Origin of the sequence: Erwinia phyllosphaerae (assembly GCF_019132875.1) — a bacterium.
Classification (GTDB): Bacteria; Pseudomonadota; Gammaproteobacteria; order Enterobacterales; family Enterobacteriaceae; genus Erwinia; species Erwinia phyllosphaerae.
Window position 1 is genome coordinate 93,790 of sequence record NZ_JAHSPF010000005.1, and the last position, 13,999, is coordinate 107,788.

The window sequence follows — 13,999 nt, forward strand, 5'->3', positions numbered from 1 at the left end:
TTGGTCTTAAGCACTATTCAGGCAAGGATCGCTTTCTGGCAGAAGCGGTAATTTAATGGCCGGGCGGAGGAGAGGGATCGCTCCGCCGCGTCGCTTACAGCGAACGGTAAGCTTCCATCGCCAGCGCAAAAGAGTGCAGGCGCGCTTCCTTATCGAAAATCTGGCCGTTGACCATGATTTCATCCGCCTGCGTTTCCCGCATCAGCGCTACCAGGCCGTGCCGTACTTTATCCACATCGCCAACGATAGACATGCTCAGCGCCTGCTGCACGCCGTACTGCTCGGAAGGCGACCACAGGTTATCCATATTCTCTACCGGCGCAGGCAGCGGGCCTGGCTTGCCGCGACGCAGATTGACGAACTGCTGCTGCATAGAGGTAAAGAGGAAGCGGGCATCGCGTTCGCTGTCGGCAGCGACTACGTTAACGCATACCATGGCATGCGGCTGTGCCAGACGAGCGGACGGCTTGAAGTTTTCCCGGTACAGATGCAGCGCCTGCAGCAGCATATCCGGCGCGAAATGCGAGGCGAAGGCAAACGGCAGTCCCAGCTTCGCGGCCAGCTGTGCGCTGTACAGGCTGGAACCCAGCAGCCATACCGGAATTTTCAGTCCCAGTCCGGGAACAGGCTGTACGGCAGGCTCTGCGCCTTCCGGCGCGTCAAACCAGGCGATCATTTCCGCCACGTCGGACGGGAAGTTATCAACGTGGCCGCCCATATGGCGGCGCAGCGCCATCATCGTACGCTGATCGGAACCCGGCGCGCGCCCCAGGCCCAAATCAATACGGCCGGGGTAGAGGGATTCCAGCGTGCCAAACTGCTCGGCAATGACTAACGGCGAGTGGTTAGGCAGCATCACGCCGCCAGAGCCAAGACGCAGCGTAGTGGTGTTGGCTGCAAGGTAGCCGATCAGCACCGACGTCGCCGCACTGGCGATGCCGGTCATATTGTGGTGCTCCGCCAGCCAGTAACGGTTGAAGCCCAGTTTTTCCGCCTGCTGCGCCATCGCCAGCGAGGTATGAAAAGCGTCACGCGCGGTCGCGCCCTGCGGGATAGGGGCCAGATCGAGCACGGACAGGGAGGCATTTTTTTTATCAGACATAATCGCTCACTTTATTTCCAGGCTACGCGCCTGCGCAAACACACAGCCTAAGCGATCTTTGGTCAGGTAGATTGGCAATTTGCAGCACTTTACGCATCGAAAAGCCGCTTCGGCAACGGCTCAGGAGCCGGTAAAAGATAAGTATATCTTTACTGATGGAAAACAGAAGGGCAATTATCGGACAGCAGTCAGCGGGCATCCCTTCCCGCCTGTGGCTTAATCAACCAGCGTCAGGCCAGCGACCTGCCGCCAGTAGCCATTGCAGTGATGCTGGTTTGTCAGAGGCAGCGGCGCGCCTCCCGTTTCGTTAGCGCGGAAGGTATCAATCATCGCCAGCGTTTCATCACCCTGAGGCGAAAGCCTGACGATATCGACCAGGCCCTGCATAGAGACCAGCTCGTTACCCAGGTTGTAGCAGTAGCCGCTCATGGTCTGAATGCCGTTCAGGACAAAGACCTGCTGATCTTCCTGAGAGCGCAGCGCCCGGCCCGTCGGATAATTAATGCAGCAGGTTTCGCATTCATCCTTACCGCGGTTTTCTGCTCTGGCAGTAAAGCAGCGGGCGGAAAGAGCGAGCGGCAGATAACCGTAGCTCAACACTTCAACCTCAAACTTTCCGCGTATCTCCAGCTGCTCGCACTGTTGTAACAGGCTGGCGAGCCAGTCGCGCGAAAGCTCTACCGGCATGCACCAGCGCACCATACCAAGTTTATGCAGCAGGCGCAGCGTTGCTGCGTTGTAGCAGTTCAGCGCGTGTCCCGCGACAAAAGGCAGTCCGGCCTCGGCAGCCAGATTAACCGTCGCCATATCGTTGGCCTCGATCAGAAACTCGCCGTTATCGACATAGCGCTTCAGTTCGCTCAGTTCCGACGGCGACTCAATCAGCGCCAGCGTGCTCAGCGTTACCTGTTTGCCGGCGCTGGCCAGCGCTTTCGCCATCGCCATCCAGTCAGCAAATTTTGTCGCGCGGCGTTTACTGCAAACGGCCTCTCCCAGATAAATAATGTCGGCATGGCTTGCCGAAGCGGCCTGATAAAACGCTTCCAGGGTCGCTTTTGGCCAGTACCAGAGCACCGGCCCCAGGGCATATTTCATGATTTTTCCTACTGCCATTGACGATGATAAGCGCCCAGCGTGGTTTGCGTGCCTTCACTCAGCTCGCTAAGCGCGGCCATCCAGTGCTGCTGGACAGCAAAGTTTTGCGGGTCTGCCTTGCAGCAGTCGATGGCCTGCCGCCAGATCTGCGTAACCTGCTCGACATAAGCCGGACTGCGCTGACGCCCCTCGATTTTTACCGAAGCAATATTCATCGCCAGCAAATCCGGCAGCAGCTCCAGCGTGTTCAGGCTGGTGGGTTCTTCCAGCGCGTGATAGCGCGTTTCTTCGACCTTATAGCGTCCTTTACACAGGGTAGGGTAACCGGCGTTTTCAGCGGCGTCGTAACGGTCAATCAGCACGTCGTTCAGGCGCGACTCCAGACCCTCCGGCGTTTGCTGCCAGCGTACAAAGCGCGCGGGCGAACAGGCACCCACGGTGTTGGGCGATTCGCCGGTTAGCCAGGAAGAGAGGTAGCAGCGGCCCTCTGCCATAATACAGAGGCTGCCGAAAGCAAAGACCTCCAGCGGGACGGGCGAGGTGCGGGCAAGCTGGCGCACCTGGTGGAGCGAGAGAACACGCGGCAACACCACGCGAGCGACGTCAAAATGACGCTGATAGAATTTTATCGCTTCCAGATTGGTTGCCGAAGCCTGCACGGAGACGTGGCGCTCAATCTGCGGGTAGCGGCGAGCGGCATAATCAAGCATGGCGATATCGGCCAGAATCAGCGCATCGACGCCCGCTGCGGCCGCGCTATCAATGGCGCGCTCCCAGCGTTCGAAGCCGGCCGGATGGGCGAAAGTATTGATCGCAACGTGCAGTTTGCGTCTATGCTGATGAACGTAGCGGGCTGCTTCCTCCAGCCGCTTTGCGGTGAAGTTAAGCCCGGCGAAATGGCGGGCGTTGGTATCATCCTTTAAGCCGACGTAGACAGCATCCGCGCCGCTGGCGACGGCCGCCTTTAGCGCTGGCAGATTCCCGGCAGGGCAAAGCAGTTCCATATGACATTCCATAAACAGAAAAACAAACGAGTGTAGTCATGCCGGCCGCGACGCTTTTTGATTCAGAACAGTTAAAAGCATATTGATAGCTATCAGTCTTGCTGTTAAAACCCCAGGGTTCACGCACTTTATTGATCCAACCGCCTGAAGGGATTTCTCAATCTGGCAAAATAGCTTAAATTTTATTTAAAGGAGTGATAATGGTGTTGAATCCGTTACGCGCGCAGCTTGTCCGCAAAGGTCCCCGTTTTCTGCGGCTTCCGCTGCAGTTTGCCCCCTTCATCGTGAAAAAGCAGCTGCTGCAACAGCTGCTGAACTGGCAATTTCACTATGCACTGGCGGAAGGTGAGTTAAACTTTCTGAAGGATCGCTGGTTAGGTGTGGAAATTCGCGACCTTGGACTGCGCTGGACAACTACCGTTGAGCAAGGAATATTGCGCATAACCAATCGCACAGAGGCAGACGTCTGGTTTCGCGGTGACGTTAACGATCTGCTGTTAATTGCCGCACGGCGTCGGGATCCTGATACCCTGTTTTTTCAGCGCCGGTTGCTGATTGAAGGCGATACGGAGCTGGGGCTGGAAGTAAAAAACCTGATGGATGGGATCGATCTAGAAACTATGCCAAAGCCGTTGCGTAGTGGATTAATACAACTGGCTGATTTTATTGAAGCAGGACTGACTGAGGACGCGGCTGCAACAGCAGCGCGCGCAGGTGTATCATGTTAATTCGTACGGAAATCGGTGTTGATGCCGCCAGCATAGACAGCTTGCTGCGCCGCAGCTTCGCCACCGCTGCAGAAGCAGAGCTGGTGCAGCAGCTGCGTGAGGACGGTTTACTGACGCTGGGCGTTGTAGCCACCGATGAGGAAGGACAGGTGCTGGGTTACGCGGCCTTCAGCCCGGTTACGCTGAACGGTGAAGATAAGCAGTGGGTCGGTCTGGCACCGCTGGTAGTGGATGAAAGCGTGCGCGGTCAGCAGCTGGGCAAGCAGCTTATTTACGAAGGGCTGGATACGCTTAATGAGTTTGGCTATGCCGCCGTGGTGGTGCTGGGCGATCCGGCTTACTACGGGCGTTACGGTTTTGTACCGGCCGCGCGTCACCAGCTGCACTGCCGCTGGCCAGGCACCGAAGCGGCTTTTCAGGTTTATAAACTGGCGGACGACGCTTTTGACGATGCAAAAGGCAGGATCGACTATTCCGCGCCTTTCAATCGCGACTGAGCGGTCAGCCAGGCTTCAACCGAATCAGGCTGGTGGCGCACCAGCCTGATTTTATCCTGTCGCGTCAGCTGTTTTATTCTGTATTCCAGCTTAGAAGCGTTTGAGCGGTCGCCTGCTTCACAGTGAAACAGCAGCGCCAGCGGCCCTTTCCCGCGCAACGCTTTGGCACCGGTACCCGCCTGATGTTGCTTAAAACGACGCGTAACGTTATTAGTGATGCCGGTATAAAGCGCGCCGCTGGCGGTTTGCACAATATAAAGATGCCAGGGCGCGGCTGCCTGTATGTCCATTCGTTGCTACCGATAGCCAGTAATGGCCGGAAGTTTATCAGCTCTTGCCCGTCGTTAACGATTTTTTGCCGGGCCTGGCAGGGAGATTTTAATGTCTGAATCTGAGCCGTTACAGGCTATCGCTCGCTACTTGCAAAAACAGCATGTCCTTTCCGTCTGCGGCGGCAGCCCCGTATGGTGCGCTAACTGCTTTTACGTTTTTGAACCGCAGAAAGTTGTTTTCTGGCTGATGACGGAGGAAAAAACCCGTCACGGTAGCCACTTCACCAGCGATCCTCGGGTGGCGGGGACGGTAAACGGGCAGCCCAAATCCGTTATGCTGATTAAAGGCGTACAGTATTCCGGTAGCGTCAGGCTGCTGGCGGGTACGGAAGAGGAAAGGGCGCGTAAGGCCTATGTTAGGCGTTTTCCCGTGGCGGCAGCGGCTTCTGCACCCATCTGGGAAATTGAGCTTAACGAGCTGAAGATGGTGGATAACGCGTTGGGTTTTGGCAAAAAGCTAAGCTGGCTGCGTAATTGAATATAGAAAGGCTAACGCGACAGGGTTACATGCCGCGTTAGCCATTATTCAATCTTAAGCGGTTTCAAGAATGCGTAGCGACTCACGGTTGAACGCGGGCAGATCGTCCGGTGTGCGGCTGGTAACCAGCTTGTCGTTGTCTACCACTACTTCCTTATCATAAAAGTCAGCACCGGCGTTTTTCAGGTCGATGGCAATGGCTTTTACCGAAGTCATTTTACGACCGCGCGTGGCGTTTGCACTGATCAGCAGCTGCGGGCCATGACAGATAGCAAATACTGGCTTACCGGCATCCACAAAGGCTTTGGTGAAGTTTACAAAACGATCGTCGCTGCGCAGGCTATCCGGTGAATGACCGCCCGGCAACAGCAGCGCGTCAAAGTCGGCCGCCTGAACGTGATCGATATCTTTATCAATCTTCACTTTGGCTTTGCCCTGCTTACCGGTAACGGTAATGCCCGCTTTTTTCTCAATAGTAACCACCTGGTGGCCAGCTTTGGTATAGGCTTCGGCTGGCGAAGTAAATTCGGAGTCCTCGAACTCATCGGTAATCAGAACCGCAATCTTCTTCATGTTTTCCTCCGGTTATTATTTTGCATAGCAGAGTTAAGTGTGGTTGGTAATTCTGAGAAATCAAGCTGGCCTAATGGATTACTCTGCATGTGGCTGATAATACGGGCCGCCTACCGCAAATAGTGGATAACCTGATTACTGCTGCCTCGCCAGCGCAGCGCCGGGTCCTTTAATGTCTGAATAAATTTTCCGTCTATCAGCACGTTAATCTGTTCTGCCACCTGCTGCTGCGCCGGACTCAGTTCCGCCAGGCGGTAGCCCGTCCATAGCCAGATATCTTTTTCCGGGCAGTCACGGCGCACGCGCTGCACCAGCCGCAGAATATCGGCTACGTTGGCGGGATGCAGCGGATCGCCGCCCGACAGCGACAACCCCTGGCGCGGAATGCGCGTATCGTTCAGATCGGCAATCAGCTGTTCTTCCATCTGTAGCGTAAAGGGATAGCCGGAATTAAGCCGCCAGGTACTTTTGTTATAGCAGCCGACGCACTGATGCTCGCAGCCCGCAACAAACAGCGTACAGCGCGTGCCCGGCCCGTTAACAATATCGACCGAATAGTATTGATGAATATTCATCCCGGCTGGCCGTTGGATAAATGCTTAACGCGGCGCTTCACTTCCTCTTGCTTACCCGCGTTAAAAGGACGCGCGTCCGGGCTACCCAGGTAACCGCAGACGCGGCGGGTCACGGAGACGCGTTCGGCATTGTGATTTCCGCATTTGGGACAGGTAAAGCCTTTGCTGGTGCAGTCAAACTCGCCGGTAAAGCCGCAGTCATAGCACTCGTCAATCGGCGTATTGGTGCCGTAATAGGGGACGCGGCTGTAGCTGTAATCCCAGACGTCTTCCAGCGCTTTCAGGTTGTGCTGAATATTGGGATATTCGCCGTAACAGATAAAGCCGCCGTTAGCTAACGGCGGATAGGCCGCTTCAAAGTCAAGCTTGTCATAAGGGTTAACTTTTTTCTCTACGTCCAGGTGGAAGCTGTTGGTGTAGTAGCCCTTGTCGGTGACGCCCGCTATCACGCCAAATTCGGCGCGATCCAGACGGCAAAAGCGGTCGCACAGGTTTTCGCTTGGCGTACTGTAAAGGCTGAAGGCGTAGCCCGTCTCTTCCTTCCAGCTATCCACCGCTTCGCGCAGGCGGCTGACAATCGCCAGCGCTTTTTGCCGCAGTTGCGCATCGTCGTAAAGATGCTTTTCGCGACCGTACAGCGCAATGATGGTTTCGTGAATGCCGATATAGCCCAGCGAAATAGAAGCGCGGCCGTGCTTAAAGATTTTGGCAACGTTATCGTCAGCCTGGAGCCGCACGCCGCAGGCACCTTCCATATAAAGAATGGGGGCCACGCGCGCCTTGACGTTTTCCAGCCTGGCGATACGGCTCATCAGCGCCTTTTTCGCCAGCCGCAGGCGCTGGTCCAGCAAATCATAGAAGCGTGCTTCGCTGCCTGCCGCTTCCAGCGCAATACGCGGCAGATTCAGGCTGATCACGCCGATGTTGTTACGGCCATCATGAACCTGCCTGCCGTTCTCCTCCCACACGCCCAGAAAGCTGCGGCAGCCCATTGGCGTTTTAAACGAGCCGGTTACCTTAACTACCTGCTCGTAGTTCAGAATATCGGGATACATACGCTTGCTGGCGCACTCCAGCGCCAGCTGTTTGATATCGTAATTGGCATCGCCCGGCGAGCGGTTTAACCCCTCTTTAATGGCAAACACCAGCTTGGGAAAAACGGCGGTTTTATGATTTTTGCCCAGCCCGGCTATGCGGTTACGTAAAATGGACTGCTGCACCAGACGCGCAGCCCAGCTGGTGCCCAGGCCAAAGCCAAAGGTGACAAAAGGCGTCTGGCCATTGGCGGTATGCAACGTGTTGACCTCATACTCCAGCGACTGAAAAGCGTCAAAACACTCTTTTTCTGTTCGGCTTAGCGCATAGGCTTCCACGTCGGCAATCTGCCACTGGCGGGCCGTCTGACGATGTTTCTCCAGGCTCGCGTCAACAAAAGGTGCCAGCACCTCGTCAATGCGGTTAATCGTGGTGCCACCGTAAATATGGCTGGCAACCTGGGCGATAATCTGGGCAGTTACGGCGGTAGCGGTCGATATCGATTTTGGCGGTTCTATCTCCGCGTTACCCATTTTAAAACCCTGGGTCAGCATGCCTTTAAGATCGATCAGCATGCAGTTAAACATAGGGAAAAAGGGCGAGTAGTCCAGATCGTGATAGTGAATTTCGCCGCGCTCATGGGCCTGCACCACGTCGCGAGGCAGGATATGCTGCGTGGCATAGTGTTTAGCCACGATACCGGCCAGCAGGTCGCGCTGCGTTGGAATGACTTTACTGTCTTTATTGGCATTTTCATTCAGCAGCGCCGGGTTGCTTTGGTCGATCAGCCCGCGGATCTCTTTATTCAGCTTGCCGCGCAGCTCGCGAGCGATATCGCGATCGTGACGATACTCAATATAGGTGCGTGCCAGCTCGGGATAGCGGCCCGCCATCAGCGTATTTTCAACCGTATTCTGAATAACGTGAATATCTACATTTTCCTGCTGCTGTAGCTGCTGGCAAATTTGTTGCGTAGCGATAGCGCAATAGGCGTCGTCATCAATATTGACCGCTCTGGCCGCGCTTTTAATCGCTTCCAGAATACGCGACGCGTCAAAAGGCGCGCGGCAGCCGTCCCGTTTGATTACTCTCGAAGTCATACCTTTTCCCTGTGCGAATCTCTATATGTAGATATAGCGTGGCATGATAATAACTATATGTAGCGTTTTCCTCCTGTTTAACCGCAAGGTTTTTGATTTGAAACAAGGATCAAAAAAAGCCTGTTGCGATCTCAGTCACTTAAGAAAAAGGGCCTTTTACTGACCGTCTAAATATTGGACGTTAACGGGAAAGCAGCAGCCGTTAGCGTCTGTTGACGACTATTATTTATCTTTTTTCACCCTATAGCGGACGTTCCGGAGTTGCAATCACCTGCACGGAATTCATATTATTGCCTGTTATGCGGAGTAGTTATGCTTCTGCTCAGGTCAGGCCGGGATACAGACTGATGTCTTCTGTGAAGTACAACGAAAAACAGGTTAGCCGCTGGACGGGCGCGCGCAGCGTAGCAAGAGCAAAAGAGCTGGTAGGTAAAGTTCAGCAACTGCAATGGCAAAATAATCTGTTAACGGGTGAAGTACCGGGCAGGAAAATCGAGCCTTTTCAGGTAATGGTTCACTTTAGCCGACCGCAGGGCAAACTCCATGCCAGCGGCGAATGCACCTGTCCGGTAAAAAATAACTGTCGCCACGTGGCGGCGGTGATGCTGGCGTGGCTACAGCGGCAGCCCGCCGTGGCGACGACGGTGGCGCTGACGCCCGTCACGGCCAGGCCTTTCCCCGTCCTTCGGCTGGAATCACGCGCAAAATTTATCAGCGGCTTTGGACGCTATGGCCATCGCCAGAAGCGCCTCGACTTCGCCGCGCTCTATTTTGACTATGCGGGCGTTCAGGTGCCCGCCGGCAGCAGCGGTGAACAGTTCGCCGATCGCCACGGCCAGCTCTTTCAGGTTGTTCGTCAGCATGAGCAGGAACAGCGCTGGACAGATGACCTGAACGCCCTGGGCCTGAACAGCGTTTCATCCGGTCATATTTATACGCCGCACTCGGCACCGTTACCGCCAATCATCTTTGCACCGGATGCGCCTGAGCAGTGGCAAAACGTCATTCATACCGTACTGCCAAAACTGACGCGAGATGGCTGGCAAGCCAGCGTAGACGATGATTTTACCTGGAACGTTCTGGAGATTACGGCTATAGACGGTGTGGTCGCTCAGCAGCAGGACGGCTGGTACGCGCTGGAGATGGAAGCCGCGATTGGGCCGCGTAAAGTCAAAATGCAGCCGCTGCTTGCCGGGCTTTTTCAGAAAGATCGCCGCTGGCTGTCTGGCGATCTCGCTGCGATCCCGAATGAGGAAACCATAGAGCTGCGCAGCGAGAGCAACGAACGCCTGCATATCGCGGCCAGCCAGCTAAAAACCGTGGTTGGCAATCTGGCCGATCTGTTTGCTCAGGGTGTAGAAACGCCGTTGCGCATAGCGCCTTACGAAGCGGGAAGGCTGACGGCGCTGAGCGAGACGGGCCGCTGGCAGTTCCACGGCGGAAACGGCGTATTACAGCTGGCCGAGCGCCTGCGGTCAGGCAGCAGCATTGAGCCCGTTGCGCCGCCGGTAGGGTTGCGCGCGCAGCTGCGTGACTATCAGCAGCAGGGCGTAAACTGGATGCAGTTTCTGCGGGCGAACGATCTTTCCGGCGTGCTGGCCGATGATATGGGGCTGGGGAAAACTATCCAGACGCTGGCGCACCTGCTGCTGGAGAAAGAAGCGGGGCGGCTGGATCGGCCAGCGCTGATCGTGGTGCCGACCACGCTGGTTTATAACTGGACGCAGGAAGCTTTACGCTTCGCCCCGGATCTAAAAATGCTGGCGCTGACCGGGCCACAGCGCAAAGCTTTTTATGACCGTATTGAAAGCTATGACGTGGTGATTACCACCTATTCTCTGCTGTGGCGCGATCAGCCGGAGCTGCTTGGCCACAGCTATCATCTGCTGATTCTGGACGAGGCGCAGTATGTGAAAAACAGCGCTTCGCGCGCGGCATCGGTCATTCGCACGTTGAAATCCCGCCATCGACTCTGCTTAACCGGCACGCCGCTGGAAAACCATCTTGGCGAGCTGTGGTCGCAGTTTGATTTTCTGCTACCGGGTTTCCTCGGCAGCGAAAAAGAATTTACTCAGGAGTGGCGTATTCCCGTGGAGCGGGATGGCGACAGGGTTCGGCGCGAGCTACTGGCACGCCGCGTCAGGCCTTTTATGCTGCGTCGGCGCAAGCAGGAAGTGGCGAAAGAACTGCCGCCAAAAAACACCATCGTGCGCTCGGTTGAAATGGAAGGCGCACAGCGGGATTTATACGAGAAGGTACGTGGCGCAATGCAAGATCGCGTGCGGCTGGCCGTCGAGCAGCAGGGGGCGGGGCGCAGTCATCTGCTGGTGCTGGATGCTTTACTTAAGCTGCGGCAGATCTGCTGTGACCCGCGCCTGATTGATAATGATAAAACGGCGAAGGTAAAACAGTCGGCCAAGCTGATGCTGTTGCGCGAAATGCTCAGCGATCTGCTGGCGGAAGATCGCCGCATCCTGATCTTTTCACAGTTCACCACCATGCTGACGCTGATTGCGGAAGAGTTACAGAAAGCGCGCATTCCTTATGTGATCCTTACCGGCAGCACGCGCGACCGAACCGAACCGGTGCGCCGTTTTCAGAATGGCGAAGTACCGGTGTTTCTGATTAGTTTGAAAGCAGGCGGCGTGGGACTGAACCTGACGGCGGCAGACACGGTGATCCACTACGATCCCTGGTGGAATCCGGCGGCGGAAAACCAGGCGACGGATCGTGCTTATCGCCTGGGCCAGGACAAACCGGTTTTCGTGTATAAGCTCATTGCCGCAGGCAGTATTGAAGAGAAGATCGTCGCGCTGCAGCAGCAGAAAGCGGAGCTGGCCGACGGCATCCTGGCCGACGACCTGAGCGAACCGGCCAGCTTCACCAGCGACGACCTTGCCGCGCTGTTTGAGCCGCTGGCTTAATAGCCGGCTTGCGCAAACCGTTGACTTAATCAGCTGCGTTCTTTAAGCCGCTGGCTTAATAACTGGCTCGCGTAAACCGTTGACTTAATCAGCTGCGTTCTTTAAGCCGCTGGCTTAATAGCTGGCTTGCGTAAACCGTTAGCTTGATCGGCTGCGTTCTCTAAGCCGCTGGCTTAGTCACTCTGCGCCCCCAGGCCCGGGCGTTGCTTCCCTTAGCTGGTTTGACCGGAGCCGTTCCAGCGTTTCTGATACCACCAGACCGCTTCCCAGGGGCGCAGCATCACCTCACCTGGCGTAACGTGCGTATCGGGGTAGTTGCTTACCAGCACCTCCCAATGGCCGCTGTAGGCTGGTGGATGCCATACCTGCGTTTCGCCGCTGAAGTTGGCCGCTACCACCAGCACTTCTTTCTCAAAGCGGCGGCAATAGCACCAGAGATAAGCGTGATCCGGCAGCAAATCGAGATAGTCTCCCCAGGTCAGGATTGCGTACTCTTTTCTTAACCTAATCAGCTTCTGATAGGTGTAAAAGACCGAGTTTTCATCCGCCAGAGCCGCTTCGACGTTAATCGTTTCCATGTTGTCGCACATGCCGATCCAGGGCGTGCCGCTGGTAAAGCCGCCGTTTTCGCCGCCGTGCCACGGAATGGGCGTGCGGCCATTATCGCGCGATTTGCTGGCCAGAATTTCCAGCAGATTATCGCTGTCGCGGCCTTGTGAACGCAGCTCGGCATACATGTTATGGCTTTCAATATCGCGATAGTCGATGATGCGGGTATAGTGCGGATTGGTCATCCCCAGCTCTTCACCCTGAAAAATATAGGGCGTTCCCTGCATGCCGTGCAGCACCAGCGCCAGCATTTTGGCCGACTGCACGCGATAGTGGCCCTCGTCGCCCCAGCGGGAAACCACGCGTGGCTGATCGTGGTTACACCAGAACAGCGCGTTCCAGGCTTTGTTATGCATGCCGTGTTGCCAGTGGGTAAAAATCGCCTTCTGCGCCACCAGGTCCAGCGGCGTTAACGTCCACTTCTGGCCGTTAAAAAAATCTACTTCCACGTGATCGAAGCTAAACACCATCGACAGCTCTTCGCCGTCCAGCGAGCCGTATTGCTGACAGTGTTCCAGCGTGGCGGAAGACATCTCGCCAACCGTCATCAGCTCGCGCGGGCGAAAGACGTCGCGGCTCATCTCACGCATATATTCATGGATGCGCGGCCCGTCGGTATAAAGCCGCAGCCCGTCGCCGTTAGGATCGTCCGGGAAATCCTGATGTTTGGAAACCAGGTTCACCACGTCCAGCCGCAACCCATCAATCCCGCGATCGGCCCAGAAGTTAACGATCTGCTTCAGCTCGGCACGCAGATTATCGTTCTCCCAGTTTAAATCGGCCTGTTCCGGCGCCCACAGATGCATATAGTACTGGTTACTTTCCGGATGCCAGCGCCAGGCGTGGCCGCCAAATTTAGACTGCCAGTTATTCGGCGGTTCGCCCGGCGTACCGTCGCGCCAGATGTAATAGGAACGATAAGGACTTTCGCGATCCAGCGCCTCGTGAAACCAGTGATGCTGCGTAGAGCTATGGTTAAACACCATATCAAGGATTAGCCGCATGCCACGCTGGTGCGTTTCCGCCACCAGATTGTCAAAATCGTTCATCGTGCCAAACAGCGGGTCGATGGCGATATAGTTCGCCACGTCGTAGCCGTTATCCACCTGCGGCGAGATATAAAAAGGCGTCAGCCAGATAGCGTCGACGCCCAGCTGTTTGAGGTAGTCCAGATGCTGGATCACGCCGGCCAGATCGCCCGTGCCGCTGCCGGTCGTGTCCTGAAAGCTCTTGGGATAAATTTGATAGATAACGCCGTTTTGCCACCACGGTGGATTTTTAGTCATTGCTCAATCCCGATATAAAAGAGGTCCGTTTGCGCTGCCGTTGCCTTTTTGTTCTTCCATAAGGTTAGCTATTAACTGGCAAGGTGCGCGCGCAGGAAAAGCGAAAAATTTTTACGGCGAGCACAAAGGATTGAACCTCAGGGATTAAAGGCGGCTGGCAGGAAAAAAAGGACGTGCATCGGGTGGGGAAAGATTCCTCTCCCGCAGGGGAGAGGAGAGAGGATTAGCGACGTACGGCTATCGCTTCGATCTCGATTTTGACATCTTTCGGCAGACGCGCCACTTCCACACAGGAGCGCGCCGGGAAGCTGGCATCGTGCTCGGTGAAGAACGCTTCATAGGCCGCGTTCACGGTAGCAAAATCGTTCAGATCCTTAACGAACACCGTAGTTTTCACGATATCGCCAACCTTCAGGCCCGCCGCTTCCACGATAGCCTTCACGTTTTCCAGCGACTGGCGCGCCTGGGCGGTCACGTCGTCAGCGACATTACCGGTTTTAGGATCGACCGGGATCTGGCCGGAGGTGATGATCATGCTGCCCAGATCGACGCCCTGTACATAAGGGCCAATCGCCGCTGGTGCTTGTTCAGTGCTGATTTCGCGAGACATAATTTCTCCTTGTTAACGGGTAACGCCGGTAGTCACCGGAACCGGGCCATT

13 protein-coding genes are annotated in these 13,999 nt (G+C 55.8%); 4 read left to right on the forward strand and 9 right to left on the reverse strand.

Going from position 1 to position 13,999, the window contains the following annotated elements; all coding sequences use genetic code 11:
- Nucleotides 1-94: 94 nt before the first annotated feature.
- From KUE00_RS10645 to ubiU, 3 genes are all read right to left on the reverse strand, one after another.
- A complete protein-coding gene (locus KUE00_RS10645; RefSeq protein ID WP_246759847.1) occupies nucleotides 95-1,102 on the reverse strand; it encodes a luciferase-like monooxygenase in 1,008 nt (335 codons plus the stop codon).
- Between the two features lie 216 nt (nucleotides 1,103-1,318).
- Entirely contained in the window at nucleotides 1,319-2,197 is an 879-nt protein-coding gene (locus KUE00_RS10650; protein WP_246759848.1) for a U32 family peptidase, read from the reverse strand.
- A gap of 8 nt (nucleotides 2,198-2,205) precedes the next feature.
- Nucleotides 2,206-3,201 (reverse strand): ubiquinone anaerobic biosynthesis protein UbiU, encoded by a 996-nt coding sequence (ubiU, locus tag KUE00_RS10655; RefSeq protein ID WP_246759849.1) that lies wholly within the window; start codon nucleotides 3,199-3,201, stop codon nucleotides 2,206-2,208.
- 203 nt (nucleotides 3,202-3,404) lie between these two features.
- Here ubiU and ubiT point away from each other — a divergent pair, with 203 nt between their 5' ends.
- Nucleotides 3,405-3,929 carry a ubiquinone anaerobic biosynthesis accessory factor UbiT gene (gene ubiT, locus KUE00_RS10660; RefSeq protein WP_414148895.1) on the forward strand — a complete coding sequence of 175 codons (525 nt, stop codon included), beginning with the start codon at nucleotides 3,405-3,407 and terminating at the stop codon, nucleotides 3,927-3,929.
- Nucleotides 3,923-4,426: a GNAT family N-acetyltransferase gene (locus KUE00_RS10665; protein ID WP_246759853.1), complete on the forward strand. Its 504-nt coding sequence runs from the start codon at nucleotides 3,923-3,925 to the stop codon at nucleotides 4,424-4,426. Before ubiT ends, KUE00_RS10665 begins: the two co-directional genes overlap by 7 nt.
- Here the strand turns inward: KUE00_RS10665 and KUE00_RS10670 are convergent.
- The gene (locus KUE00_RS10670; RefSeq protein WP_246759855.1) at nucleotides 4,399-4,716 is read right to left on the reverse strand and encodes a GIY-YIG nuclease family protein; all 318 of its coding nucleotides are present in this window, start codon (nucleotides 4,714-4,716) and stop codon (nucleotides 4,399-4,401) included. The two genes, KUE00_RS10665 and KUE00_RS10670, sit on opposite strands and share 28 nt — an antisense overlap.
- Nucleotides 4,717-4,807: 91 nt before the next feature.
- On the opposite strand from KUE00_RS10670, the gene KUE00_RS10675 reads away from it, so the two are divergent.
- Complete coding sequence (locus KUE00_RS10675) at nucleotides 4,808-5,236, forward strand: YhbP family protein (protein WP_246759856.1); 429 nt, start codon at nucleotides 4,808-4,810, stop codon at nucleotides 5,234-5,236.
- 54 nt (nucleotides 5,237-5,290) lie between these two features.
- Here the strand turns inward: KUE00_RS10675 and KUE00_RS10680 are convergent, their stop codons facing one another.
- The 3 genes from KUE00_RS10680 to nrdD form a co-directional block, all read right to left on the reverse strand.
- On the reverse strand, nucleotides 5,291-5,809 hold the full coding sequence (locus KUE00_RS10680; protein WP_246759857.1) for a type 1 glutamine amidotransferase domain-containing protein: 519 nt from the start codon (nucleotides 5,807-5,809) through the stop codon (nucleotides 5,291-5,293).
- Between the two features lie 110 nt (nucleotides 5,810-5,919).
- Nucleotides 5,920-6,384, reverse strand: a complete 465-nt coding sequence (gene nrdG, locus KUE00_RS10685; protein ID WP_246759858.1) for an anaerobic ribonucleoside-triphosphate reductase-activating protein — start codon at nucleotides 6,382-6,384, stop codon at nucleotides 5,920-5,922.
- A complete protein-coding gene (gene nrdD / locus KUE00_RS10690; RefSeq protein ID WP_246759859.1) occupies nucleotides 6,381-8,519 on the reverse strand; it encodes an anaerobic ribonucleoside-triphosphate reductase in 2,139 nt (712 codons plus the stop codon). Before nrdD ends, nrdG begins: the two co-directional genes overlap by 4 nt.
- 347 nt (nucleotides 8,520-8,866) lie before the next feature.
- Here nrdD and KUE00_RS10695 point away from each other — a divergent pair, with 347 nt between their 5' ends.
- The gene (locus KUE00_RS10695) at nucleotides 8,867-11,443 is read left to right on the forward strand and encodes a DEAD/DEAH box helicase (protein ID WP_246759860.1); all 2,577 of its coding nucleotides are present in this window, start codon (nucleotides 8,867-8,869) and stop codon (nucleotides 11,441-11,443) included.
- A 212-nt stretch (nucleotides 11,444-11,655) separates the two neighbouring features.
- On the opposite strand, the gene treC is transcribed toward KUE00_RS10695, so the two are convergent.
- Nucleotides 11,656-13,338: an alpha,alpha-phosphotrehalase gene (gene treC, locus KUE00_RS10700; RefSeq protein WP_246759861.1), complete on the reverse strand. Its 1,683-nt coding sequence runs from the start codon at nucleotides 13,336-13,338 to the stop codon at nucleotides 11,656-11,658.
- Between the two features lie 223 nt (nucleotides 13,339-13,561).
- Complete coding sequence (ridA, locus tag KUE00_RS10705) at nucleotides 13,562-13,948, reverse strand: 2-iminobutanoate/2-iminopropanoate deaminase (RefSeq protein ID WP_246759862.1); 387 nt, start codon at nucleotides 13,946-13,948, stop codon at nucleotides 13,562-13,564.
- Nucleotides 13,949-13,999: the final 51 nt, after the last annotated feature.

Coding starts and splice junctions, on each gene's coding strand:
- KUE00_RS10645 (WP_246759847.1), bottom strand. CDS start 1,102: ATGTCTGATAAAAAAAATGCCTCCCTGTCCGTGCTCGATCTGGCCCCT.
- KUE00_RS10650 (WP_246759848.1), bottom strand. CDS start 2,197: ATGAAATATGCCCTGGGGCCGGTGCTCTGGTACTGGCCAAAAGCGACC.
- ubiU (WP_246759849.1), bottom strand. CDS start 3,201: ATGGAACTGCTTTGCCCTGCCGGGAATCTGCCAGCGCTAAAGGCGGCC.
- KUE00_RS10665 (WP_246759853.1), top strand. CDS start 3,923: ATGTTAATTCGTACGGAAATCGGTGTTGATGCCGCCAGCATAGACAGC.
- KUE00_RS10670 (WP_246759855.1), bottom strand. CDS start 4,716: ATGGACATACAGGCAGCCGCGCCCTGGCATCTTTATATTGTGCAAACC.
- KUE00_RS10675 (WP_246759856.1), top strand. CDS start 4,808: ATGTCTGAATCTGAGCCGTTACAGGCTATCGCTCGCTACTTGCAAAAA.
- KUE00_RS10680 (WP_246759857.1), bottom strand. CDS start 5,809: ATGAAGAAGATTGCGGTTCTGATTACCGATGAGTTCGAGGACTCCGAA.
- nrdG (WP_246759858.1), bottom strand. CDS start 6,384: ATGAATATTCATCAATACTATTCGGTCGATATTGTTAACGGGCCGGGC.
- nrdD (WP_246759859.1), bottom strand. CDS start 8,519: ATGACTTCGAGAGTAATCAAACGGGACGGCTGCCGCGCGCCTTTTGAC.
- KUE00_RS10695 (WP_246759860.1), top strand. CDS start 8,867: ATGTCTTCTGTGAAGTACAACGAAAAACAGGTTAGCCGCTGGACGGGC.
- treC (WP_246759861.1), bottom strand. CDS start 13,338: ATGACTAAAAATCCACCGTGGTGGCAAAACGGCGTTATCTATCAAATT.
- ridA (WP_246759862.1), bottom strand. CDS start 13,948: ATGTCTCGCGAAATCAGCACTGAACAAGCACCAGCGGCGATTGGCCCT.